Origin of the sequence: Limnohabitans sp. JirII-29 (genome assembly GCF_003063395.1) — a bacterium.
GTDB lineage: Bacteria > Pseudomonadota > Gammaproteobacteria > Burkholderiales > Burkholderiaceae_C > Limnohabitans.
Map to the genome: position 1 here is coordinate 14,850 of NZ_NESB01000002.1, position 22,770 is coordinate 37,619.

Below are 22,770 nucleotides of genomic sequence, written 5' to 3' on the forward strand. Positions count from 1 at the left end.
GGTTCATGGGGCCAAGTAAGTGGCGAGTTTTTGACTCAAAACATCAGAGGCTTCTTGCCAACTGACCGATACGCCGATTGTAGAAAGATCGACTGTTTGTAGGCCCTGATAGCCGCAAGGGTTGATGCGCAGAAAAGGGGAAAGGTCCATGGCCACGTTGAGGGCAACGCCGTGGTACGTGCAGTGACGGCTGACTTTAATGCCTAGGGCTGCAATTTTTCCAAGGCCTTGAAAGTTGGGGGGCTGCGCGGCGTCTTTTTGAGGGCGCTGTGGTAAGAGAGCGTGACTGGCTGGGTCGTCGATGCGTACGTAAATACCCGGCGCTCCCGTCACGCGATGGCCCGTGACCCCGAAGTGCAGCAAACTTCGAATGACCGCTTCTTCAATGCGGTGGACATATTCTTTGACGTAATAGCCTGCACGTTGCAAATCGATCAATGGATACGCCACCACTTGACCCGGGCCATGGTATGTGACCTGCCCGCCCCGATTTGTTGCCACGATGGGGATATCGCCTGGTGCCAGTAAGTGACTAGCCTGTCCGGCCAAGCCTTGGGTGAAAGTGGGGGGGTGCTCGCAAACCCACAGAGTGTCTGGCGTTTGAGCGGTGCGGGTGGCCGTGAAGTCCTGCATGGCCTGGTAGGTCTGCAGGTAGGGCGTCAGGCCGCGCATGTCGATTTGCATGAACTAGGGGTGATGTTGGTTTTATAAAGCGATCTTGACCATGGGGTGCGTGGACAGCGTGCGGTACAACTCATCAAGTTGTTCGCGGCTTGTTGCGGTGATCATCAGGGTGATCCCTAGGTAATTGCCGTTTTTGCTATCGCGCAACTCCAACGTCGAGGCATCAAAGCTGGGGTCAAATTGCTCAGCAATCTGAGTCATGGCGTGGACAAATCCGTCCACTTTGCTACCCATGACTTTGATGGGAAAGCGGCATGGGTATTCAATCAACGAGTCTTGGCGCGAGGTGCCCGGGGGCAAGGGAGGGGATGTCATGTACTCAATTATCCTCTCTGGTGTGTTTATCCATCAAAACGTATGTGTTATCACGTACAATGGCAGGCTTTGCAGTATCGCGTGGATGTAACCTGGGCGTAAACAAACATGACCAGAATGCTTCCCGAAGATGAAGAGAATGCAAACCAAGAAGTGTTCGAGCCGCTAACGGCTGAACAAGTCCAGCAGTTACGGGAGCGTCAGCCTCTCTTGTCCGTGTGGCGAGTGGTGGGTGTTCAGGCGGTGGTGGGTGTCTTGGTCGCGCTATTGGCTTGGTGGATCTCTGGTCGCCAGGCGGTCGCTTACTCGGCGGCTTGCGGCGCGTTTGCGGTCATTCTTCCTGCTGCGTTGTTTGCCAGGGGCTTAACCAGTCCGGTGGCATCGGTCAACGCGGGAGCTGCAGTGTTTGGTTTTTTCCTGTGGGAGTTGGTCAAAATTGGCCTGACGCTTGCAATATTGTTTGCGGCCCCTCACTGGGTGAAAGATTTGAGCTGGCCTGCCATGTTGGTGGGCTTGGTGGTGACGATGAAGGTGTATTGGTTGGCACTTGGCATGCGCCGGGTGTTTTATCCAACGAGTCCAACTTAAAAAGAGCGAACGAATGTCAGTTGAACATGGTCCGACCGCTGGTGAATACATAGTTCACCACTTAACCCATCTGCAAAACAAGCCGATGGCTGGCGTCATTGACTTTTCTGTGTACAACCTTGACTCTATCTTCTGGTCGGTTGTGCTGGGTCTTGTGGCTAGCTTTTTCATGTGGAAGGCTGCGCGCGGCGCAACGGCTCATGCGCCGGGTCGTTTCCAGGCAGCTGTTGAAATCTTGGTCGAAATGGTGGACAGCCAGGCCAAAGGCATCATTCACAGTGCGGAGAGTCGCAAAATGGTGGCGCCTCTTGCTTTGACGGTGTTTGTCTGGATTTTCCTGATGAACGCCATGGACTTGTTTCCCGTGGACCTGTTTCCCAAAATCTGGGAAATGATTTACGGTGCCGCAGGGCATGATGCGCATCATGCGTTCATGCGCGTGGTGCCTTCGGCTGACCTGTCAACGACCTTGGGCCTGTCAACTTCGGTGTTATTGGTTTGTGTGTTTTACAACATCAAGATCAAAGGCATTGGTGGTTGGGTCCACGAACTGTTCTGTGCTCCCTTTGGTGCGCATCCCCTGTTGTGGCCTGTGAACTTCATCATGCAGATGATTGAATTTGCGGCCAAGACCGTTTCGCACGGCATGCGACTCTTCGGCAATATGTACGCTGGTGAGCTGGTGTTCATGCTGATTGCCTTGATGGGGGGCGCTGCGGCGGCCACTTTGCCGGGGGTATTGTTGCCTATCGGGCACGTCATCGCTGGTTCTATCTGGGCCATCTTCCACATCATGATCATCACATTGCAGGCCTTCATCTTCATGATGCTGACGCTTGTGTATGTGGGTCAGGCGCACGACGCCCACTGATTTCCTTTTCTTAACTTTCTCACTCATCCATTCATAGGAGCAACAAAAATGGAACACGTCCTCGGTTATGTCGCACTCGCAGCCGGTCTCATCATTGGTCTAGGCGCTATCGGCGCTTGTATCGGTATCGGCATCATGGGTAGCAAATACCTCGAAGCAGCCGCTCGTCAGCCTGAACTGATGAACGAATTGCAAACCAAAATGTTCTTGCTGGCTGGTCTGATTGACGCGGCTTTTCTGATTGGCGTTGGTATCGCCATGATGTTCGCTTTCGCGAACCCCTTCGTCCTGAAGTAATCCAGCAACAACCATAAGAAAGGTGTTGCCGTGAGCATCAATGCAACCCTGTTCGTCCAGATGATCGTATTTGCGGTTCTGGTGTGGTTCACGATGAAATTCGTGTGGCCCCCAATCGCAAACGCGCTTGACGAACGTTCAGAAAAAATTGCCCATGGATTGGCTGCGGCCGAACATGCCAAGATTGAACTCTCCAATGCACACAAAGAGGTGGAACTCAAGCTGGCTGAAACCCGCAATGAATCCACTACTTTGTTGGCTGACGCTGAGCGCCGCGCGCAACACTTGATCGACGAAGCCAAGGCTCGCGCCTCGGAAGAAGCGAAGAAAATTGTTGCTGCTGCTCAGGTGGAAGCCGAGCAACAAGTCGTGAAAGCCCGTGAAGCCTTGCGTGAGCAAGTTGCCGTGCTGGCTGTCAAAGGTGCTGAGCAGATTCTCCGTAAGGAAGTCAACGCCAGTGTCCATGCCGACTTGTTGGGCCGTCTCAAGACTGAGCTGTAAGAGGAAGACATGGCCGAACTTGCCACCATTGCCCGCCCTTACGCGGAAGCCTTGTACAAAGCTTCGCTGTCTGACTTGAGCGCCACTGCTGTTTGGCTTGATGAGCTGGCAGCGATTGGCGCCAACGCTCAGTTGCTACAGTTTGCTGACAATCCTAAAGTGACCGCTGAGCAAGTGTTTCAGCTGATCTCTGGCATTGCCAAATCCAAACTGCCAACAACTGCGCAAAACTTTTTGCGTGCCGTGATCGACAACGGTCGATTGAGCGCATTGCCAGAAGTCGCAGCTCAGTTCCGCGAGCATTTGAACAAACAAAATGGTTCATCAGATGCCGTGGTTTACAGCGCATACGACATCGATGCAGCCTCTCTTGCTCAAGTGAGCGACGCTTTGCAAAAGCGTTTTGGGCGTGCTTTGAACGTGTCCGTCAAGCTGGAGCCTGAGCTGATTGGTGGTATTCGTGTGGTGGTGGGTGATGAGGTGTTGGACACTTCTGTCAAAGCCCGTCTGGATCAAATGAAAGTGGCGTTGACCGCTTGAGCCGCCGGCTTCAGGAGCGTCAACCCTAACAAGAAAGAAGGAAAGAGTCATGCAACTCAATCCCGCAGAAATCTCTGAACTTATCAAGACCCGTATTGAAGGTCTGACGTCGAGCGCCGATGTTCGCAACCAAGGCACCGTGTTGTCGGTGACCGACGGTATTGTCCGTGTCCACGGTCTGTCTGATGTGATGCAGGGCGAGATGTTGGAGTTCCCAAACAACACTTTTGGCCTGGCCCTCAACCTTGAGCGTGACTCGGTGGGTGCGGTGATCTTGGGCGAGTACGAGCACATCTCCGAAGGCGACACTGTCAAATGTACCGGTCGCATCTTGGAAGTGCCTGTTGGCCCCGAGCTGATTGGCCGTGTGGTGAATGCATTGGGTCAGCCTATTGACGGCAAAGGCCCCATCAACGCCAAGATGACCGACGTGATTGAAAAAGTGGCGCCTGGTGTGATCGCTCGCGAATCAGTGAGCCAGCCCATGCAAACGGGTTTGAAGTCCATTGACTCCATGGTTCCCGTGGGTCGCGGTCAGCGCGAATTGATCATTGGTGACCGTCAGACTGGTAAAACCGCTGTCGCGATTGACGCCATCATCAACCAAAAAGGTCAGAACATGACCTGCGTTTATGTTGCGATTGGCCAAAAAGCCTCATCGATCAAAAACGTGGTGCGTGCCTTGGAACAAGCTGGCGCGATGGAATACACCATTGTGGTGGCGGCCTCGGCCTCTGAGTCTGCTGCCATGCAGTACGTGTCAGCCTACTCAGGTTGCACGATGGGCGAATACTTCCGCGATCGTGGTGAAGACGCCCTGATCGTGTACGACGATTTGTCCAAACAAGCCGTGGCTTACCGCCAAGTGTCTTTGCTGTTGCGTCGTCCTCCAGGCCGCGAAGCTTACCCTGGCGACGTTTTCTATCTCCACAGCCGCTTGCTGGAGCGTGCTGCCCGTGTGAACGCCGACTACGTCGAAGCTTTCACCAAAGGTGCAGTCAAAGGCAAAACAGGTTCATTGACGGCATTGCCTATCATTGAAACCCAAGCCGGTGACGTGTCCGCCTTCGTGCCAACCAACGTGATTTCGATCACTGACGGTCAAATCTTCTTGGAAACCTCGTTGTTCAACGCTGGTATCCGCCCTGCGATCAACGCCGGTATCTCGGTGTCTCGTGTGGGTGGCGCGGCTCAAACCAAGCTGATCAAGAATTTGTCCGGCGGTATTCGTACCGACTTGGCGCAATACCGTGAATTGGCCGCGTTTGCGCAGTTCGCTTCTGACCTGGACGAAGCCACACGTAAACAGCTCGACCGTGGTGCGCGTGTGACTGAGCTGCTCAAGCAAGCTCAATACAGCCCGCAACCGATCAGCTTGATGGGTGCCACGTTGTTCGCCGTGAACAAAGGCTTTTTGGATGATGTTGAAGTCAAGCAAGTGCTGCACTTTGAACATGAGTTGCATGCTTACCTCAAAGACAAGCATGCCGCTTTGTTGGCCAAACTCGAAGCCGACAAAGCCATGGACAAAGACGCTGAAGCTGAATTGAATGCAGCTGTTGCCGCATTCAAGAAAACTTTTGCTTGAACTTACCTGACCATACAAGGAGCCTCTGATGGCAGCAGGTAAGGAAATACGCGGCAAGATCAAATCGGTGGAAAACACCAAGAAGATCACCAAGGCCATGGAAATGGTGGCCGCGTCCAAAATGCGAAAAGCGCAAGACCGGATGCGTGCTGCGCGTCCGTACAGCGAAAAAATTCGTCACGTGGCCGCCAACCTGGGCAAAGCCAATCCTGAGTATGTGCATCCATTCATGGAGATCAACCAAGCTAAGGCTGCAGGCCTGATCGTGGTGACCACAGACAAAGGCTTGTGCGGTGGTTTGAATACCAACGTGCTGCGCGCTGTGACGCACAAGTTGCGTGACTTGCAAGCGGAAGGCATGTCAGCACAAGCTGTGGCCATTGGCAACAAGGGCTTGGGTTTCTTGAACCGCTCAGGCGTCAAAGTTGTATCGCAGGCCACTCAATTAGGCGACACGCCTCACTTGGACAAGCTGATTGGCCCCGTCAAAGTGTTGTTGGATGCCTATGTGAACGGCGAAATCAACGCGGTGTACCTGTGCTTCACGCGTTTCATCAACACGATGAAGCAAGAGTCCGTTGTTGAGCAATTGCTGCCTTTGTCTGCGGACAAACTCAAGGTGCACGAAGGCCAGCGCAGCTGGGATTACATCTACGAACCCGATGCACATGTCGTCATTGACGAGCTGTTGATTCGCTACGTAGAGGCCTTGGTTTATCAAGCCGTGGCTGAAAGTATGGCGTCCGAGCAGTCGGCACGCATGGTGGCGATGAAGTCCGCGACCGACAACGCTGGGAACGTGATCAACGAACTCAAACTGGTTTACAACAAGACGCGTCAAGCAGCGATCACGAAGGAACTCTCCGAGATCGTCGCTGGTGCGGCTGCTGTCTGATTTTAATTTTTGGAGCAAAGAGTATGGCTCATGAGACCACCCACATGAACGCTGGCGTTCAGGGCAAGATAGTTCAATGTATTGGCGCTGTGGTGGACGTCGAGTTCCCACGCGACCACATGCCCAAGGTGTATGACGCACTCAAGCTCGAGGGCACGGCCCTGACGCTGGAAGTGCAGCAGCAACTGGGTGACGGTATCGTCCGTACCATCGCACTCGGAACCTCTGATGGTTTGCGTCGCGGTTTGATGGTCACCAACACCGGTGCTGCGATCACGGTTCCTGTGGGTAAAGCCACGCTGGGCCGCATCATGGACGTGTTGGGTAACGCCATCGACGAACGTGGTCCTGTTGACATGACGCAAAGCGCGTCGATCCACCGCAAGGCACCTGCTTATGACGAACTCAGCCCCTCGCAAGAGTTGCTTGAGACCGGCATCAAAGTGATTGACTTGGTTTGCCCGTTCGCCAAAGGCGGTAAGGTCGGTTTGTTTGGTGGCGCCGGTGTGGGCAAGACCGTGAACATGATGGAGCTCATCAACAACATCGCCAAAGCGCACAGCGGTTTGTCCGTGTTCGCAGGTGTGGGTGAGCGTACCCGTGAAGGTAACGACTTCTACCACGAGATGGCTGACTCTGGCGTGGTGAACCTGGAAAACTTGGGTGAATCCAAAGTGGCCATGGTGTACGGTCAAATGAACGAGCCACCTGGTAACCGTTTGCGCGTGGCCTTGACGGGTCTGACCATCGCCGAGTCCTTCCGTGACGAAGGCCGCGACGTGTTGTTCTTCGTGGACAACATCTACCGTTACACCTTGGCTGGTACCGAAGTGTCAGCATTGTTGGGTCGTATGCCTTCTGCTGTGGGCTACCAGCCTACATTGGCAGAAGAAATGGGCCGCTTACAAGAGCGTATTACGTCTACCAAAGTGGGTTCGATCACGTCCATTCAGGCCGTGTACGTGCCAGCTGACGACTTGACCGACCCATCGCCTGCGACCACCTTTGCTCACTTGGATTCAACGGTTGTGTTGAGCCGTGACATTGCTGCACTGGGTATCTACCCCGCTGTGGATCCTTTGGACTCCACCAGCCGTCAGTTGGATCCGCTGGTTGTTGGTGAAGAGCACTACGCCACTGCGCGTGCCGTGCAAGGCACCTTGCAACGCTACAAAGAATTGCGTGACATCATTGCAATTTTGGGTATGGATGAGTTGGCTCCCGAAGACAAGCTGGCCGTTGCCCGCGCTCGTAAGATTCAACGCTTCTTGTCACAGCCTTTCCACGTCGCAGAAGTGTTCACTGGTTCGCCCGGTAAATACGTGACTTTGGCTGAAACAATTCGTGGCTTCAAGATGATCACCAACGGCGAGTGTGACCACCTGCCAGAGCAGGCCTTCTACATGGTCGGCACCATCGACGAAGCCTTCGAAAAAGCTAAAAAGATCTGAGAGATCCTATGAGTACCATCCACGTAGATGTCGTCAGTGCAGAAGAGTCCATCTTCTCTGGCGAAGCCACTTTTGTGGCTTTGCCAGGCGAAGCTGGCGAGCTCGGTATCTATCCGCGCCATACGCCACTGATCACGCGCATTCGACCCGGTTCGGTGCGCATCCAAACGGCTGATGGTGGCGAAGAATTCGTGTTCGTGGCTGGTGGCATTCTTGAAGTGCAGCCTGACTGCGTCACGGTCATGTCTGACACTGCGGTGCGCGGCAAAGACCTGGACGAAGAAAAAGCCAACCTAGCCAAGCAAGCGGCAGAAGAAGCCATCAAGAATGCAAAAAGCGATGTCGATATGGCGCGTGCGCGTTCTGAATTGAGCATCTTGGTTGCTGAGCTGGCTGCCTTGCGTCGCTATCGCGGCAAACGATAACCGACCTCAACGCTGAATATGAAAAGCCCCCGTCTTTGGACTGGGGCTTTTTTTCATGGAGGCACGAAATCAAGAGACAATTTGAGCTATGCCCAAAGCCAAATTACGCGCAGCCACAGTTGGCGGTTCTGCCGATGAGATCGAATCTTCGTTCTATGAGGCGCTGCAAACCGGCGACCTCGACAAACTCATGGCTTGCTGGTCCGATGACGATGACATCGTCTGTGTTCACCCCGGCGGGCCGCGTTTGATTGGCAGTACAGCCATACGCACAGCTTTTGAGGCCATGTTTGCAAATGGCACCATCAACGCAAAGCCCCAACAGGTGTGCAAGGTGGAGTCTTTGACCAGTGCCATGCACAACGTGGTTGAACGCATTGCCATTCTGACCAATGAAGGCGCGCAAGAGGCGCTAGTTGTCGCGACCAATGTGTACCAACGCACGCCACAAGGTTGGCGCATGGTCGCCCACCACGCCAGTCCAGGCACGGCGGCGGGTGTGGCCGATACACAGGGCGTACCTCAGGTGTTGCATTGACTTGGGCTTACCGATCTCCTGGGTGGCTGCCTGGGGGCAACCTCCAAACCATCTATGCCGCCAAACTGGCAACTGCACAATCATTGCCAGATGCAGCCTGGCAGCGCGAACGCTGGCCCACACCTGACGGCGACTTTGTGGATGTGGATTGGGTCAATCGCGACCTGACTGGACCCAGGCCGCTGCTGGTGCTCTTTCACGGCTTGGAAGGTTCTTCAAGCAGCCATTACTCACAATCCTTTGCAGCACAGGCCAAACAGCGTGGTTGGCGTATGGCGCTGCCGCATTTCAGAGGATGCAGCGGTGAAATCAATTTGGCTCCGAGGGCTTACCACTCGGGAGACTTTCAAGAAATTGATTGGATGTTGCAGCAGTGCAAACAGTTACACCAGGGCCCTTTGCTGGCCGCAGGCATTTCGCTCGGCGGTAACGCGTTGCTACGTTGGGCCGGAGAAGCAGGGCATGCGGCACACCACATGATTCAGGGCGCAGCATCTGTTTGCGCACCGCTAGATTTGACCGCCAGTGGACAAGCGATGGGTCAAGGCTTCAACCGGTGGGTCTACACGCGTATGTTTTTGCAAACCATGAAACCACGTGCTTTGGAAAAACTGGTGCAATACCCGAGCTTGTTTGACCGTGATGCACTGCTGGCAGCACACACCTTGTACGCGTTTGACGACGTCTTCACTGCGCCACTGCACGGTTTTAAAGATACGGATGACTATTGGCTGCGCGCCTCAGCCAAACCCGTTCTGGCGGACATCCGTGTCCCCGCATTGGTACTCAATGCGCGCAACGACCACTTTGTGCCTGCTTGGTGTTTGCCACGGGCGAATGAAGTCAGCAATTGCGTGACGCTGTGGCAACCGCAGACTGGCGGCCATGTCGGTTTTCCCGCAGGGCCTTTCCCCGCCCATGTGGACGCCATGCCCTGCGCCGTCCTAGACTGGCTGCAAACGACGTTGCCCTGAAAGACAGACATGGACGAACTGGTCAAACAAGCCATGGCCAAATGGCCCAACGTACCCGACTGCTATGGCTGGCTCGGGCTCGATGCACGCGGTGACTGGTACATGCGTGACGACAGCGTGCAAGCCTTGGGGCCTTTTTCACGAAACAAAGGCTCCAAGCTTCAGCACGACAAACTCAAGGCCTTCATTGCACGCAATTATTTGGCCGATGCACAAGGGCGGTGGTATTTTCAAAACGGTCCGCAGCGTGTCTTTGTGGAACTAGAAATCACACCGTGGGTGTGGTTGTTGCAACCCGATGGCTCGGTGCAGGCACACACAGGGCAGACCGTGCGCCCGCAACGTTGCTTTGTCGACGAACAAGGCCATGTGTACCTAGAAACCGATGTTGGTTTTGGCCTCGTCCACAGCCAAGATGTGGGCGTTGCGGCGCAGCACGTTGAAACGGGGCTGTGGGTGCCGCAGCACATACAGACACAAGATATGGCGCATCGATTTGGTTTTGTCCTGAGCCCACAGAACGCGCTTCAACAGCAGGCATAAAAAAACCGGCCTAGGCCGGTTTTTTGGAGAAAGCGTCAATCACTTGGCAGCTTCAGGCTTCTTGGGTTCTTTGAACTTGGCACCACCTGCGTTGGCCATATAGACCACCGCATTGCCGATTTCGATATCGTCAAAATCGCCACCACCTTGTGCGCCCATGGCGCCTTTGCCTTTGAGGGCCGAGTTCCACAAGGTATCAAAGCCCTTCGCAATACGTGGGCCCCAAGCACTGGCATCACCAAACTTGGGTGCGCCAGCAGCACCTGCTGTGTGGCAAGCTGTGCATTGCGCCTTGAACACTTCTTCGCCGGTTTTCATGGCGCGGTTGGCATCACGGATTTCAACCGAACCCACCTTTTGAATGCGCTCAGCCACTGCCTCAGGTGCATTGGACGAACCAGCTTGTGGTTTGTTGGCAGAGGTCACGTAAAAGACCAAACCGATGATGATGAACACCGGAAGAACAAACGAATAAAACACAGCCAGCAGCAATTGCTTGGGCGTCTTGATCGGGCCTGTGTGGTCTTCGTCGTGTGAATGGTCGCTCATGATGGATAGATCCTCTTGGAATGTCTTCAAAACAGCCGAAATTATAGCGGTGCCCCCTACAATAGCTTGGCTCAACGATGCGGCTGTAGCTCAGTGGATAGAGTATTGGCCTCCGAAGCCAAGGGTCGTGGGTTCGATCCCCGCCAGCCGCGCCACCTTCTCCTTGCGTAGATCGTTGTGAATCAACGACCTACCCTCAACAGCACCCCTCCCCCGATCTGTCTCCCCGCTTATTTTCAGGTGACTCGGGTGACAGCTGGGTGACAAGCTGTCGGGGCCGACTGTACCTCGGCTGCACCTAGGCAGCTTGTTGCGGCCTCAATCACACGGACCCCTGCCGCAGTGCCCAGAACGCGATGTGAGCCGTTCTAGTGGCCTTGCTGATGGATGCAACCTACAGCCACAACCCTGCGCGAAGGCTGGCGCACGGGCATGGCCTGATTTCCGTGAGGACGCGCAATCCCCAGCGTCGCCGTCCATGAGACCATGACCGCCAGTTGTTTCGCCTTCGCAGTCGGATCGAGCGGCGGTCTCGACGCCTGAAGGAGTGGGCCCAGTGTTCACCCGCCACGACCAGCTCGATGCCGTGTTCGCCGCAGTCATGACCTTCGCCCTCTTCGTCAAGGTGCTTCGGTCGTGTGACCACACCCAAGGCTGTTGTAAGGGGGGCAGGGGGGACTCTTGCTCAACCCCCCGGTCAGGACACCTCAGAGAAAAATGCTCTGGAGCTTTTCGTCCTCAAGCAACGCGCCAAGAGTCCACCTTGAAGCGGCCTTGATGACGTTGAACGGAGGGAAGTGGTCACCATGGACGCTGACAATCAATGTTCAACACCATCAAAGTCCAATAAACAAGGATGCCTACAGGTGACTTGTAGTTGATCTTCTTTGTTGGTGTTGTCTTGTCTATCTTGTCTTGTGCATTGCCCCGGCTATGCGGTGGCATTGCCATGGCATCAGCAGCAAGCGTCAGAACTCGTCGAATTTTGAATCAGTCAACGTGGCTGGTTCGCTCCGCACAGCTGCCCTCCTGGCATCCCAACCTGCCTTGGCGTTGGCACTCTGTTTGGCTTTGTACCCATTGACCTCCGTGAGGGCTTGATTCAACCGCTCATGTGTCCTTCGTTCACCACCAAAGAGTTGAGCAAGGATAAGGTTGAGGTTGTCAGCGGCCTTCTTGCCTTTGACGCCTAGTTTCATCTTCAACAGCTCATCACTGGGCAATGCGCAACCGCTCTCCCAGTAGATCGCCATCATTCGGATATACATACCCACGACGTCATCCGGCAACCCCATGGTCTCGGTCAAGAAGTGACCACTGTCAAACTTGAAGTAGGGGACCGTCGTCGTTGACTTAGTTACTGGCGTCATGTGTTCAACCTCCAACCCGTGCCATTTGCTGGCGCTGGTGCTCACCGAGGATGATGGACAGGGCCTGGTTGTTGGTGATCTTGATCGCGTGTGCCTTCTCGTAGGTTCGCTGAAAATCCTTGAGATGGTCGAACAAGGGAACTGGGATCGCAAAGCTGCGGTAGACGCATTTGAGGTGCTGCATGGTGAGATTCCTTCTTCAGTAGGGCATGAAAAAGCCGCCTGAGGGCTGCCCCTTCGGCGGCTCGTTGGTGATGCGCGGGTTGTCGCCGGCTTCTATAACCCTGCATTTAGACCATTAACCGGAAAGTTCTGCGGCATAGCACGGAAAGCAATGGGCATACGGTGGCGTGATTCGGAGTGACATACAAAGAGTGGTGTGCGGTACCATTTGCCACTCGTAAAGGAGAACATATTGAATAAGAGTACGAACGCCTTGATTTGCACCGTTGCCGTCACTCTTGGACTAACAGGTTGTGCAAGTTTTAGTGTTAAAGCCCCTGTTATCGGCGTGTTGGCTGATGACCTCTTTCTCGGCGAGGCAGTGGGCTACATGGATAGGACCGGCACTATTGACATCAAGTCAGCGTTGAACCCTGACACCCGATGCGTTGGCAGCTTCCGCTACACAGGCGCTAAAACAGGCGTTGCTAGCGTTCGCTGTAACGATGGTGAGGAAGCGGTGTTGAACTTCAACGCGCTGAGCACCCTGAGCGGGTACGGCATCGGGAAGACGTCGAAAGGTCCTGCCAGCTTCACTTTTGGATTGACACCAGAGGAAGCCGCCCAGTATCTGACGCTTCCAAAGGGAAAGAAACTAAGCAAACAACCTGCCGGTCCGCGCCTCTCCGACGTCTAAGCCCTTGGCCAAATGCAGTGGCGGTCTGGAGTCACTGAAAAATTCAAGTGAGTTTTTGGTTTTCGATCTGACCGGGGGCTTCGAATCGTTCCATCCTGCAAACGAGACAGATGGGTCAGGCACGGGCCCATAGCTTCGAAGCCAGTTCACCCGGGTCAATAGAGACGTACCGTTGCAGCATGTTGGCAGTGGTATGCCCAGAGATTGCCCTTAGCTCCAACACGGATAGCCCCAACTTTGCAAGTCGGGTAAGAGCGTCGTGCCTCAAGTCATGGAAGGTGAAGTCCTTGATGCCTGCTCTGAGCACAGCACGCTCGTAGGCTTGCTTCAAGGTCTCCACGGTTACCGGGAACACCATCCCGTCAAGGCTTCTCGGAAGACCCCTTAGAAGCTCAACACAAGTCGGGGATAGGGGAATCACACGCGAGCCGGTCTTTCCGTCTAGTTTCGCCGTGCAGCGGTCTAGGCTCACATCTGTCCACCGGAGGTTGAGGATTTCCCCCCTCCGGGCTGCTGTCTCCAGTGCAAACACCACCACCGGCTTTATCCATGGATTGCGACAGGCACCACAGGCATCAATCAGGGCCTGTCTCTCGGAGTCGTTCAGGGTGCGGTCACGAGACGCTGGCTGCGCTGGCTTCCTCACCATGCTGATGGGGTTGGCAGGTAGCGCCACCCCCCACTCCTTGATCGCCACAGAAAACACGTGGCTCAGTAAACCCATTTCCTTGGCTACCGTGCTTCCCGAGACCTGCTTGAGCCGTGAGTCCCGCCAAGCGGTAATCAGGGGAGCGCAGACTGCGGCCAACGAGTACTTCGCCAAGGATGCCTGTTTGATGGTCTTGATCCGACTGGCTTCCACGTAGGCACCTGGCTTATGCACGGTTACCTCAACAAGGTAGCGCTCGAGGAGTTGTTCAAGGGTGGTGTTCTTCGCTGGCGCTGTGTCAGACCAGTCCCCAGTGTCCATGAGGCGCTCTTGCTGCCTTCCCCACTTCTCTGCGTCTTTCTTCAGGTCAAAGGTGTTGCTGCGGGTGGGGTAGCCCTTGCGCTTAACGATGACCTGCCAGCGGTCGCCACGTTGACGGACGGTTGCCATGCTTATTGCTGCCTCTAGGGTGACAGCAGGGTGACAGGGCGGGGATGGTGCTCAGAGACACCGGAGCTACGTTGTTGATTTGCAAGGAGAAAGGCTGGCTAACAGTGGGAACACGTATTGGCCTCCGAAGCCAAGGGTCGTGGGTTCGATCCCCGCCAGCCGCACCATCTCAAGTGGCGTTTTTCAATGCCAGAGCGCGCTCATACAGCGCATTGCGTCCCTCGCCTGTCAGCTCTGAGGCGAGTTTGACCGCAGTTTTCAGTGGCAGTTCAGCCAACAACACGCGCAGCACACGGTCATGGTCTTGACCCGTTGGAGACACCTCGGCGCGGGCATGTACGACCAAGGCGAACTCACCTTTCAAGCGTTGCGGGTTCGCATCGAGCCAAGCGCTGAAGTCTTGTGCGGTCATGGTGGCAATTTCTTCAAACTGTTTGGTCAGTTCTCGTCCCACCGTCACTGGTCGTTCGCCCAATACGCCAAGTGCAGCCGCCAGTGCTTCTATGCGATGGGGTGCCTCCAGCAGCACCTGGGTGCGTGGGTCTTCGCTCAGGGCTTGCACCGCATGTTGGCGCTCCGTGGCTTTGCTGGAGAGAAAACCCACAAACACAAAACCAGAAGCATCGTGTGCCGGGGTACCGCAAGCACTCAACAGCGCTGTCACACTGCTCGCGCCTGGCAGAGGCACCACACGCAAATCAGCAGCACGCACTTGCCACGCTAAGCGTGCGCCTGGGTCGCTTACCGCAGGTGTGCCCGCATCGCTGACATAGGCCACGCGTTGACCTGCTTGCAGGCGTCGCACCACCTCTTGCGAGGCTTCAGCCTCGTTGTGCTGATGGACCGCCAACCATTGCGACGAGGCTTTGTCGATGCCGTAAGCGCGCACCATGCTTTGCGTGTGGCGCGTGTCTTCGCAGGCCAAGGTGTCACACAGTTGCAGCACATGCAGGGCGCGTAGGCTGATATCAGCCAAATTGCCAATCGGCGTGGCCACGACATAGAGGGCCCCGGTCGGATAATGTTGTGCCGAAGCCGCCGCATGCGCGGCCGACAAGGCTGAGTCAAAGTTGGCGCTCATCACGAAGGGGACTATGGATAACCTCAAGGTGCAAAAAACAGGTCACGCCACCACCAAGCAAACGGGGGATGCGGCAGAAGACCTGGCGTTGCGCCATCTGCAAGCCCAAGGCCTGCAACTGGTGCAGCGCAATTATCGGACCCCTGGACGAGGCGGCGGTGAAATTGACCTGATCATGCGCGACGCTGAAGGCACCTTGGTGTTTGTCGAAGTGCGCCAGCGCAGTCGCATCGACCATGGCGGTGCTCTGGCCAGCATCACACCGGGGAAGCAACGACGCATTATTTTTGCGGCCCGCCACTTCCTCATGCGCCTGGCCCATGAGCCGCCTTGCCGCTTTGATGTGGTGGCTTGCGAGCCTCAAGGCCTGCAATGGTTCCCTGCCGCCTTTGACGCAAGTTAAAGGCGGCGCAGGTATCATTGCCCCATGCTCGAACAACGCATTGAACAACACTTCATCGACAGCGCCGACCTGAAATACCAGGCTGCCCAAATGCTGTCTAAACCCATTGCTGCTGCGGTCTCGGCCATCTTGGCCAGCGTCACCAGTGGCGGCAAGGTCTTGGCCTGTGGCAACGGGGGCTCGGCCGCAGATGCACAGCACTTTGCTGCTGAATTTGTGGGACGTTTTGAGCGTGAGCGCCCAGAGCTGGGCGCCATTGCCTTGACCACCGACAGCTCCATCCTGACGGCCATTGCCAACGACTACAGCTACGACCACATCTTCTCCAAACAAGTCCGTGCGCTGGGTCAAGCGGGCGATGTCTTGTTGGCCATCACCACCAGCGGTAATTCCAGCAATGTGCTGGCAGCCATCCAAGCAGCCCATGAGCGCGAAATGACGGTGGTGGCTTTGACTGGCAAGGGCGGTGGCAAGATGGGCCAGGCCTTGCGCGAAACCGATGTGCACATTTGCGTGCCGCACGACCGCACGGCCCGTATTCAAGAAGTGCATTTGTTGGTCATCCATTGCATGTGCGATGGTGTCGACACCCAATTGCTTGGCGATCAAGAAAGTAGCGAATGAAAAAATTGAACACTTCAACCCAGGGCCTGTTGGCCGCATTGGTTTTGAGCTTCGGCTTGTCGGCGTGTGCACCCGTCATGGTTGGGGGCATGGTGGGCGGTGTCATGGTGGCGTCGGATCGCCGCACCTCTGGTGCGCAAGTCGAAGACGAAGGCATTGAGATGCGCAGCGCCAGCGCCATTCGCGAAAACTTTGGCAGCAATGTGCACGCCAACTTCACCAGCTACAACCGCCAAGTGCTCATCACGGGTGAGGTGCCCACAGCACGCGAACGCCAGCAAATTGAACAATTGATCGGTCGCGTCGAGAACGTGCGCAGCGTGGTCAATGAACTCGCAGTGGGCCCGGCTTCCAGCATTGGCGACCGTTCTGCAGATGCCTTGATCACTGCGCGCGTCAAAGCCGCCATGGTCGACAGCGAAGACGTGTTTGCCTCCATCTACAAAGTGGTGACAGAGCGTGGCACGGTCTATCTGATGGGCCGTGTGACCCAGCGTGAAGCCAACCGTGCCACCGATATTGCGCGCGGAGTCAGTGGCGTCAAGCGTGTGGTGCGCGTGTTCGAATACATCACCGATGCCGAGTTGCAAGCCTTGCGTCCTAAGTCGGTGTCTTTGGAGCCGACCCAATCCATGCCTGTGATGTCGGGTTCTGGTGCGCCTGTCACCTCTAACGTGCCAGTGGCCACCCCCATTAAGTGATCAGCGACACCGTTTGACGACGGTCTCGCCCATACAAAACGGCCTGCAAACTTGCAGGCCGTTTTGCTGTGGAGAGCAACGTTTTATTTCAAGCGCTTGATCAAACTGGACGTGTCCCAGCGCTTGCCGCCCATTTGCTGCACGTCAGCGTAAAACTGGTCGACCAGTGCCGTCACCGGCAAGCGAGCGCCATTGCGTTTGGCTTCGTCCATCACCAGGCCTAAGTCTTTGCGCATCCAGTCCACGGCAAAGCCAAAGTCAAACTTGTCGGCCACCATGGTCTTGCCACGGTTGTCGAGTTGCCAGCTTTGTGCGGCGCCTTTGCCAATCACATCCAGTACCAGGTTCATGTCCAAACCGGCACGTTGGCCAAAGGCAACGGCTTCGCTCAAGCCCTGTACCAAACCGGCAATGCACACTTGGTTGACCATCTTGGTCAACTGACCAGCGCCGGGTTCACCCATCAGCGTGAAGGCTCGCGAAAAGGCCATGGCGACGGGTTTGACACGTTCAAACACAGGCGCGTCCCCGCCGCACATGACGGTCAGCAAGCCGTTTTGTGCGCCACCTTGTCCGCCTGAAACGGGCGCATCAATGAAGTGGATGCCAATGTTCTTGGCGGCCGTGTAAATCTCGCGTGCCACGTCAGCCGATGCAGTGGTGTGGTCGACCAACACTGCGCCCGGCTTCATGCCTGCCAGCGCGCCATCGGCACCAAAAATCACCGAGCGCAAATCTGCATCGTTGCCCACGCAACAAAACACAATGTCGGCGTCTTTGGCGGCTTCGCGCGGCGTGGCTGCGCTCTTGGGGGCTTTGCTGTTGGCAAACTCGCTCACCCAGGCTTGGGCCTTGGCGGGCGAGCGGTTGTACACCGTCACGGCGTGCCCTGCACTGGCCAGGTGCCCGGCCATGGGGTAGCCCATCACGCCCATGCCAATGAAGGCCACATGGGTGGAGGGGGCGGATTCGTAGGTTTTGGCGTTGATGCTGGACATGTCTTGTCTCAAAGGTTGTGGAATGTGCGCTGAATCATAGGGGGTGCGCACATGCGCAGACTGTCACCCAAGCAACGGATCAAATGAAGACCTCCGTCTTGTTAAAGTCAGCCACAAGATGACAAACTTGAGCGACAACCTCCATACCGTGCAAACACGCATCGCCACTGCCTGCGTGGCGTGTGGTCGCCACCCCGACAGCGTGAAGCTGTTGGCCGTGTCCAAAACTTTCAGTGCCGACGACGTGCGTGCCGTGGCGACCTGTGACCAACGTGACTTTGGTGAAAACTACATCCAAGAAGGGGTCGACAAAATCGTGGCCCTGCGCGCTGACCCTCACGTCCCCGCCTTGGTCTGGCACTGCATCGGCCCCATTCAGAGCAACAAAACAAAATTGGTTGCCGAACATTTTGACTGGGTCCACACCATCGATCGCCTCAAAATTGCACAACGCTTGAACGACCAGCGCCCTGTGCATTTGCCGCCACTTCAAGTGTGTTTGCAGGTCAACATCGATGGGGGTGGCACCAAATCTGGTGTCGCGCCCGCCGACGTGTTGACGCTGGCGCTCGACGTGGCCAAGCTGCCCAGACTGAGCCTGCGCGGCTTGATGACCATTCCTGACCCTGCTGATGGCTTTGAGGCACAAGTGGCCGTACACAACAAAGCGCGCGCCTTGTTTGACGAGATGAAGGTTGTTTTGAATTTGCCGCAGTTCGACACCTTGTCGATGGGCATGACCAGCGACCTGGAAGCCGCCATCCACGCTGGCAGCACCATGGTGCGGGTGGGAACGGCGATCTTTGGTGGGCGTACTTACTCAGTTTGATGCGTAGTCATTGACATTAATCACGCGCCTCGTTACTATCCACGTATGGCGATCAAGTCTTTCAAATGCTTAGACACACAAAAGCTGTTTGATGGCAAACGCGTTGCGCGTTGGGCCAACATTGAACGCCCTGCTTTGCGCAAGTTGGAACAGCTGGATTGGTCACTGGTATTGGATGATTTGCGTGCGCCCCCCGGAAACAGGCTGGAAGCATTGAAGGGCAATCGAAAAGGTCAACACAGCATTCGCATCAGCGACCAATGGCGCGTCTGTTTTATGTGGCGTGCTGAAGGCGCGTTTGATGTGGAAATCGTGGACTACCACTGAGGTGAAATGACATGAGAAAAGTTGCACCCGTAACACCCGGCGAAATGCTGGAAGAAGAATTCCTCAAGCCTTTAGGTTTGAGCAAATATCGATTGGCTAAAGAAATTGGCGTGCCTGCTCAACGGATTGGCGACATCGTGGCGGGCAAACGGTCCATCACTGCGGATACAGATCTGCGTTTGTGTCGTTACTTTGGCTTGAGCGATGGTTGGTGGTTGCGTGGGCAGACCAACTACGACACAGTCGTTGCACGCGAAAAAATGGGGGAGGCCTTGGCAAAAATTCAACGCTGCACATTGTTAACAGCGTGAGTCAAAGAAACGTGCCGCGTGATTTCTCGCGTTAGACCGAAGCCAAATCAAAACCTTGGCAAATCCGGATGCTTGATTTGCCCGGCGCGCACCAGCATCTTGCCGTACTCGGCACATCGGTGCAGGGTCGGAATCACCTTGCCGGGGTTGAGCAGGCCCTTGCTGTCAAACGCACGTTTGACGCCAAACATCTGCTCGTTTTCGTCAGCGCTGAACTGCACGCACATGCTGTTGACTTTTTCAATGCCCACACCATGCTCGCCTGTCACCGTGCCGCCCATGGCCACGCTGGTTTCTAAAATTTCGGCACCAAACTGCTCGCAACGGTGCATTTGATCGGCGTCGTTGGCATCAAACAAAATCAGCGGATGCAAATTGCCGTCACCGGCGTGAAACACGTTCAAGCAACGCAGCTGGTATTTGTCTTCCATCTCTGAGATGGCTTGCAAGATGTCGGCCACGCGCTTGCGTGGGATGGTGCTGTCCATGCACATGTAGTCGGGGCTGATGCGGCCTGAGGCGGGAAACGCATTTTTGCGACCACTCCAAAACTTCAGGCGTTGTGCTTCATCGCGACTGACCGTGATGGCCGTGGCACCGCAGCCGCGCAACACGTCGCTCATGCGGCCAATTTCTTCTTCCACTTCTTCGGGTGTGCCATCGCTCTCGCACAGCAAAATCGCGGCCGCGTTCAGGTCGTAGCCCGCGTGCACAAAGTCTTCCACGGCCGCTGTCATGGGGCCGTCCATCATTTCTAAGCCTGCCGGGATGATGCCTGCAGCAATCACCGCCGCCACCGCGTCACCGGCTTTGCGCACATCGTCAAAGCTGGCCATGATGCAGCGTGCCAACTGGGGCTTGGGAATGAGCTTGACCGTCACCTCCATCGTCACCGCCAGCATGCCTTCGCTGCCCACCACCACTGGTAGCAGGTCCAAGCCCGGGGTGTCGAGTGCGGCGCTGCCAAACGTCACCGGGTCACCCTCGATGGTGAAGCCTTTGACTTGCAGCACGTTGTGCACCGTCAGCCCGTATTTCAAACAATGCACACCGCCTGAGTTTTCGGCCACGTTGCCGCCAATCGTGCAGGCAATTTGGCTCGACGGATCTGGTGCGTAATACAAGCCGTGTGACGCGGCGGCTTCGCTGATGGCCAAGTTGCGCACACCACACTGCACCACCGCTGTTCGTGCCACGGGGTCGAGGTTGAGAATTTGGTTGAACTTGGCCAGCGACAGTGTCACCCCGTCGGTGTGCGGCATGGCACCACCCGACAAGCCGGTGCCCGCACCACGCGCCACCACGGGCACGTCGAGCGTGTGGCAGGTTTTCAACACCGCTTGTACCTGAGCCTCGGTTTCTGGCAGGGCTACACACAAGGGGCGCGTACGGTAGGCGGTGAGCCCATCGCATTCATAAGGCACCGTGTCCTCGGCGGTGTAGAGCAGGGCATGTGCAGGCAGTACATGCAGCAAAGCTTGCACCACCTGGCGCTGTCGTTCGGCGCGCTGCATGTGTTGCGTCTGTTCGGTTGAGAGTGGTGCGTTCATGTGGCGCACTTTAAGGCAAAAGCGCTGACCGATGCGTGAAGAAAGTTACAGCCTCGTTTGAGGCGGATTACATGCGCTCAGGAGACCGACTTTTTGAGCCAGTCGGCAAATGCCGCACATTCCCAGCGGTCCATCGCGCCGGTGCGCCAACACAGGTAATGCCCATGCGGGCTGGGCACTTGGCGCTGGAAAAGACGCACCAAGGTGCCGTTCTCCAGCCAAGGTGCGCCCAGCTTCAAACGCACCAGACCCACCCCCAGGCCTTGGGCGGCGGCATCGCAGATCAGACCGATGTCGTTGAAGCACGAGCCATCCACGGGCTCCGGCCAGTCCAAGTCGTGGGCGGCAAACCAAGTGCGCCAGGGTTCCAGGGGACTGCGCAACAGCGTGACATCGGCCAAATCTTCTGGCGCCTCAAAGGGCCCATGCTCTCGGATGAAAGCGGGCGACGCCATGGGGGTCACCTCGTCTTTCATCAAGCACACATGTTCCACATCGGCATACCGACCGGTGCCAAAACGGATGGTCAGGTCGGCGTCTTCAGCCACCACATCCAACAGCGGAATGGTCACTTGCAAGGTCAGGTCAATCTCGGGGTAGGCCTCGGCAAAGTGGCGCAAGCGTGGCATCAAGATGGAACGCGCAAAAGTGGGCGTCACCGCCAAGCGCAGCTTGCGTTTGCCGCCGTTGCTGCTGCCATCTTTGCCTGGAAAACGCTCCAGGATCGACAGCCCTTCACGCACATGCGCCAGGTATTCGCTGCCCTCGGTGGTGAGCGAAAAATCTGCCCGCCCAAACAACTTCACCCCCAGCAACTGTTCAAGTTGCTTCACCCGGTGGCTCACCGCACTGGGTGTCACGCATTGTTCTTCAGCCGCCTGGGTGACCGAGCGCAGTCGGGCCAGCGCCTCAAACGTCAGCAAGCACTGAATGGGCGGGATACGGCTGGTCATGCCGGCTTATTTGAAGATCACGGTTTTGTGGCCATTGAGCAGCACGCGGTGTTCGCTGTGCCACTTCACGGCGCGGGCCAGCACCTGGCTCTCGGTGTCACGGCCTTGGGTGGTCAGGTCTTCCACGGTTTTGCTGTGGTCCACGCGCGCCACGTCTTGCTCAATGATGGGGCCTTCGTCCAAATCGGCCGTCACGTAATGCGCGGTGGCACCAATCAGCTTCACGCCACGGTCGTGCGCCTGGTAATAGGGCTTGGCGCCTTTGAAGCTGGGCAAAAAGCTGTGGTGAATGTTGATGGCGCGCCCGCTGAGTTTTTGACACAGGTCATCGCTCAAGATTTGCATGTAGCGCGCCAGCACCACCAGCTCTGCGCCCTCGCTTTGGATGATCTCGTACTGCTTGGCCTCCGCCTGTGCCTTGGTGGCTGCGGTGACCGCAATGTGGTGGAACGGCACGTTGTAGCTGGCCGCGAGCTGATAGAACTCGCGGTGATTGCTGACGATGGCACGAATGTCCAAAGGCAGCAAACCGCTCTTCCAGCGAAACAACAAGTCATTGAGACAATGGCCTTCCTTGCTGACCATGATCACGGTGCGCATGGGCTGCGTGGTGTCGTGCAAGGTCCAGCGCATGCCAAAGGTGTCGGCCAGGGTGGCGAGTTGGGTGCGCAAATCGTCTTGACTCAGGCTGTCACAGGCAAACTGCACGCGCATGAAAAACAGGCCGGTGGCGTGGTCGTTGTATTGGGCGGCTTCTTCGATGTTGCCTTGGCGTTCCAGCAAAAAGCCAGACACAGCGTGCACGATGCCTTGGCGGTCAGGGCAAGACAGGTTGAGGATGTATGCAGTCATGGCCGCGATTGTAGGTTTGCTCATGGCCACCTACGCGGCGCGAGGTCTCGCGGG

Annotated in this window: 30 protein-coding genes and 1 tRNA gene; 20 read left to right on the top strand and 11 right to left on the bottom strand. The window is 56.2% G+C overall.

The genetic code is table 11. From position 1 onward, the window contains the following. Positions 1 to 3: 3 nt before the first annotated feature. Both lipB and B9Z39_RS02715 read right to left on the bottom strand, forming a co-directional pair. Positions 4 to 684, bottom strand: coding sequence for a lipoyl(octanoyl) transferase LipB (lipB, locus tag B9Z39_RS02710; protein ID WP_100147428.1), 681 nt, complete (start codon positions 682 to 684; stop codon positions 4 to 6). Positions 685 to 705: 21 nt separating this feature from the next. After that, entirely contained in the window at positions 706 to 999 is a 294-nt protein-coding gene (locus B9Z39_RS02715; protein ID WP_100147429.1) for a YbeD family protein, read from the bottom strand. Between the two features lie 108 nt (positions 1,000 to 1,107). Between B9Z39_RS02715 and B9Z39_RS02720 the strand changes: the two genes are divergently transcribed. The 12 genes from B9Z39_RS02720 to B9Z39_RS02775 all read left to right on the top strand — a co-directional run bounded on the left by B9Z39_RS02720 (position 1,108) and on the right by B9Z39_RS02775 (position 10,210). After that, entirely contained in the window at positions 1,108 to 1,587 is a 480-nt protein-coding gene (locus B9Z39_RS02720) for an ATP synthase subunit I (RefSeq protein ID WP_108300642.1), read from the top strand. Between the two features lie 13 nt (positions 1,588 to 1,600). Beyond that, entirely contained in the window at positions 1,601 to 2,458 is an 858-nt protein-coding gene (gene atpB / locus B9Z39_RS02725) for a F0F1 ATP synthase subunit A (RefSeq protein WP_100147431.1), read from the top strand. A gap of 48 nt (positions 2,459 to 2,506) precedes the next feature. After that, positions 2,507 to 2,755, top strand: a complete 249-nt coding sequence (gene atpE / locus B9Z39_RS02730) for a F0F1 ATP synthase subunit C (RefSeq protein WP_100147432.1) — start codon at positions 2,507 to 2,509, stop codon at positions 2,753 to 2,755. Between the two features lie 30 nt (positions 2,756 to 2,785). Then, complete coding sequence (locus tag B9Z39_RS02735) at positions 2,786 to 3,256, top strand: F0F1 ATP synthase subunit B (RefSeq protein WP_100147433.1); 471 nt, start codon at positions 2,786 to 2,788, stop codon at positions 3,254 to 3,256. A 9-nt stretch (positions 3,257 to 3,265) separates the two neighbouring features. Further along, on the top strand, positions 3,266 to 3,796 hold the full coding sequence (locus B9Z39_RS02740; protein ID WP_108300643.1) for a F0F1 ATP synthase subunit delta: 531 nt from the start codon (positions 3,266 to 3,268) through the stop codon (positions 3,794 to 3,796). Positions 3,797 to 3,845: 49 nt separating this feature from the next. After that, positions 3,846 to 5,384: a F0F1 ATP synthase subunit alpha gene (gene atpA, locus B9Z39_RS02745; protein ID WP_100147435.1), complete on the top strand. Its 1,539-nt coding sequence runs from the start codon at positions 3,846 to 3,848 to the stop codon at positions 5,382 to 5,384. Between the two features lie 28 nt (positions 5,385 to 5,412). After that, the gene (atpG, locus tag B9Z39_RS02750; protein ID WP_100147436.1) at positions 5,413 to 6,279 is read left to right on the top strand and encodes a F0F1 ATP synthase subunit gamma; all 867 of its coding nucleotides are present in this window, start codon (positions 5,413 to 5,415) and stop codon (positions 6,277 to 6,279) included. Positions 6,280 to 6,302: 23 nt separating this feature from the next. Next, positions 6,303 to 7,730 (top strand): F0F1 ATP synthase subunit beta, encoded by a 1,428-nt coding sequence (gene atpD / locus B9Z39_RS02755; protein WP_100147437.1) that lies wholly within the window; start codon positions 6,303 to 6,305, stop codon positions 7,728 to 7,730. Positions 7,731 to 7,738: 8 nt separating this feature from the next. Further along, positions 7,739 to 8,155, top strand: coding sequence for a F0F1 ATP synthase subunit epsilon (locus B9Z39_RS02760; RefSeq protein ID WP_100147438.1), 417 nt, complete (start codon positions 7,739 to 7,741; stop codon positions 8,153 to 8,155). Positions 8,156 to 8,243: 88 nt separating this feature from the next. Continuing rightward, positions 8,244 to 8,693 (top strand): nuclear transport factor 2 family protein, encoded by a 450-nt coding sequence (locus B9Z39_RS02765; RefSeq protein ID WP_100147439.1) that lies wholly within the window; start codon positions 8,244 to 8,246, stop codon positions 8,691 to 8,693. Next, positions 8,690 to 9,667 carry a YheT family hydrolase gene (locus B9Z39_RS02770; RefSeq protein ID WP_108300644.1) on the top strand — a complete coding sequence of 326 codons (978 nt, stop codon included), beginning with the start codon at positions 8,690 to 8,692 and terminating at the stop codon, positions 9,665 to 9,667. Before B9Z39_RS02765 ends, B9Z39_RS02770 begins: the two co-directional genes overlap by 4 nt. Positions 9,668 to 9,676: 9 nt before the next feature. Next, a complete protein-coding gene (locus B9Z39_RS02775; RefSeq protein WP_108300645.1) occupies positions 9,677 to 10,210 on the top strand; it encodes a DUF2946 family protein in 534 nt (177 codons plus the stop codon). 39 nt (positions 10,211 to 10,249) lie between these two features. Here B9Z39_RS02775 and B9Z39_RS02780 read toward each other — a convergent pair whose 3' ends face one another. Then, the gene (locus B9Z39_RS02780; RefSeq protein WP_100147442.1) at positions 10,250 to 10,759 is read right to left on the bottom strand and encodes a cytochrome c5 family protein; all 510 of its coding nucleotides are present in this window, start codon (positions 10,757 to 10,759) and stop codon (positions 10,250 to 10,252) included. A 79-nt stretch (positions 10,760 to 10,838) separates the two neighbouring features. On the opposite strand from B9Z39_RS02780, the gene B9Z39_RS02785 reads away from it, so the two are divergent. Then, positions 10,839 to 10,914: transfer RNA gene (locus B9Z39_RS02785), tRNA-Arg, on the top strand. A gap of 813 nt (positions 10,915 to 11,727) precedes the next feature. On the opposite strand, the gene B9Z39_RS02790 is transcribed toward B9Z39_RS02785, so the two are convergent. After that, positions 11,728 to 12,129 (bottom strand): DUF1376 domain-containing protein, encoded by a 402-nt coding sequence (locus B9Z39_RS02790; protein ID WP_108300646.1) that lies wholly within the window; start codon positions 12,127 to 12,129, stop codon positions 11,728 to 11,730. A 4-nt stretch (positions 12,130 to 12,133) separates the two neighbouring features. Beyond that, complete coding sequence (locus B9Z39_RS02795; protein ID WP_108300647.1) at positions 12,134 to 12,313, bottom strand: hypothetical protein; 180 nt, start codon at positions 12,311 to 12,313, stop codon at positions 12,134 to 12,136. A 231-nt stretch (positions 12,314 to 12,544) separates the two neighbouring features. Between B9Z39_RS02795 and B9Z39_RS02800 the strand changes: the two genes are divergently transcribed. Further along, positions 12,545 to 12,988, top strand: coding sequence for a hypothetical protein (locus B9Z39_RS02800; RefSeq protein ID WP_146183266.1), 444 nt, complete (start codon positions 12,545 to 12,547; stop codon positions 12,986 to 12,988). A gap of 115 nt (positions 12,989 to 13,103) precedes the next feature. On the opposite strand, the gene B9Z39_RS02805 is transcribed toward B9Z39_RS02800, so the two are convergent. Together B9Z39_RS02805 and rsmI are read right to left on the bottom strand one after the other, a co-directional pair. Next, positions 13,104 to 14,087 carry a site-specific integrase gene (locus B9Z39_RS02805; protein ID WP_108300649.1) on the bottom strand — a complete coding sequence of 328 codons (984 nt, stop codon included), beginning with the start codon at positions 14,085 to 14,087 and terminating at the stop codon, positions 13,104 to 13,106. 169 nt (positions 14,088 to 14,256) lie between these two features. Further along, positions 14,257 to 15,168: a 16S rRNA (cytidine(1402)-2'-O)-methyltransferase gene (gene rsmI, locus B9Z39_RS02815; protein WP_108300650.1), complete on the bottom strand. Its 912-nt coding sequence runs from the start codon at positions 15,166 to 15,168 to the stop codon at positions 14,257 to 14,259. Positions 15,169 to 15,181: 13 nt separating this feature from the next. Here rsmI and B9Z39_RS02820 point away from each other — a divergent pair, with 13 nt between their 5' ends. Genes B9Z39_RS02820 through B9Z39_RS02830 form a run of 3 tightly spaced genes read left to right on the top strand, consistent with a single transcriptional unit; the run spans position 15,182 to position 16,896 of the window. Further along, on the top strand, positions 15,182 to 15,571 hold the full coding sequence (locus tag B9Z39_RS02820) for a YraN family protein (RefSeq protein ID WP_100147444.1): 390 nt from the start codon (positions 15,182 to 15,184) through the stop codon (positions 15,569 to 15,571). Positions 15,572 to 15,595: 24 nt separating this feature from the next. Continuing rightward, positions 15,596 to 16,195, top strand: coding sequence for a phosphoheptose isomerase (locus B9Z39_RS02825; RefSeq protein WP_108300651.1), 600 nt, complete (start codon positions 15,596 to 15,598; stop codon positions 16,193 to 16,195). Further along, positions 16,192 to 16,896, top strand: a complete 705-nt coding sequence (locus tag B9Z39_RS02830; RefSeq protein ID WP_108300652.1) for a BON domain-containing protein — start codon at positions 16,192 to 16,194, stop codon at positions 16,894 to 16,896. The genes B9Z39_RS02825 and B9Z39_RS02830 overlap by 4 nt, the downstream gene beginning before the upstream one ends. 83 nt (positions 16,897 to 16,979) lie before the next feature. On the opposite strand, the gene B9Z39_RS02835 is transcribed toward B9Z39_RS02830, so the two are convergent. Continuing rightward, the gene (locus B9Z39_RS02835) at positions 16,980 to 17,894 is read right to left on the bottom strand and encodes an NAD(P)-dependent oxidoreductase (protein WP_100147544.1); all 915 of its coding nucleotides are present in this window, start codon (positions 17,892 to 17,894) and stop codon (positions 16,980 to 16,982) included. Between the two features lie 118 nt (positions 17,895 to 18,012). Between B9Z39_RS02835 and B9Z39_RS02840 the strand changes: the two genes are divergently transcribed. The 3 genes from B9Z39_RS02840 to B9Z39_RS02850 are packed head-to-tail and all read left to right on the top strand — an operon-like array spanning position 18,013 to position 19,361. Beyond that, positions 18,013 to 18,723: a YggS family pyridoxal phosphate-dependent enzyme gene (locus tag B9Z39_RS02840; protein WP_108300653.1), complete on the top strand. Its 711-nt coding sequence runs from the start codon at positions 18,013 to 18,015 to the stop codon at positions 18,721 to 18,723. A 45-nt stretch (positions 18,724 to 18,768) separates the two neighbouring features. Then, on the top strand, positions 18,769 to 19,050 hold the full coding sequence (locus tag B9Z39_RS02845; protein ID WP_108300654.1) for a type II toxin-antitoxin system RelE/ParE family toxin: 282 nt from the start codon (positions 18,769 to 18,771) through the stop codon (positions 19,048 to 19,050). Positions 19,051 to 19,061: 11 nt separating this feature from the next. Then, positions 19,062 to 19,361: a HigA family addiction module antitoxin gene (locus B9Z39_RS02850; protein WP_100147449.1), complete on the top strand. Its 300-nt coding sequence runs from the start codon at positions 19,062 to 19,064 to the stop codon at positions 19,359 to 19,361. Between the two features lie 47 nt (positions 19,362 to 19,408). Here the strand turns inward: B9Z39_RS02850 and B9Z39_RS02855 are convergent, their stop codons facing one another. The 3 genes from B9Z39_RS02855 to purU form a co-directional block, all read right to left on the bottom strand. After that, the gene (locus tag B9Z39_RS02855; RefSeq protein WP_108300655.1) at positions 19,409 to 20,911 is read right to left on the bottom strand and encodes an FAD-linked oxidase C-terminal domain-containing protein; all 1,503 of its coding nucleotides are present in this window, start codon (positions 20,909 to 20,911) and stop codon (positions 19,409 to 19,411) included. A gap of 77 nt (positions 20,912 to 20,988) precedes the next feature. Further along, on the bottom strand, positions 20,989 to 21,864 hold the full coding sequence (locus tag B9Z39_RS02860; protein WP_108300656.1) for a LysR substrate-binding domain-containing protein: 876 nt from the start codon (positions 21,862 to 21,864) through the stop codon (positions 20,989 to 20,991). A gap of 6 nt (positions 21,865 to 21,870) precedes the next feature. Further along, on the bottom strand, positions 21,871 to 22,716 hold the full coding sequence (gene purU / locus B9Z39_RS02865) for a formyltetrahydrofolate deformylase (protein ID WP_108300928.1): 846 nt from the start codon (positions 22,714 to 22,716) through the stop codon (positions 21,871 to 21,873). Positions 22,717 to 22,770: the final 54 nt, after the last annotated feature.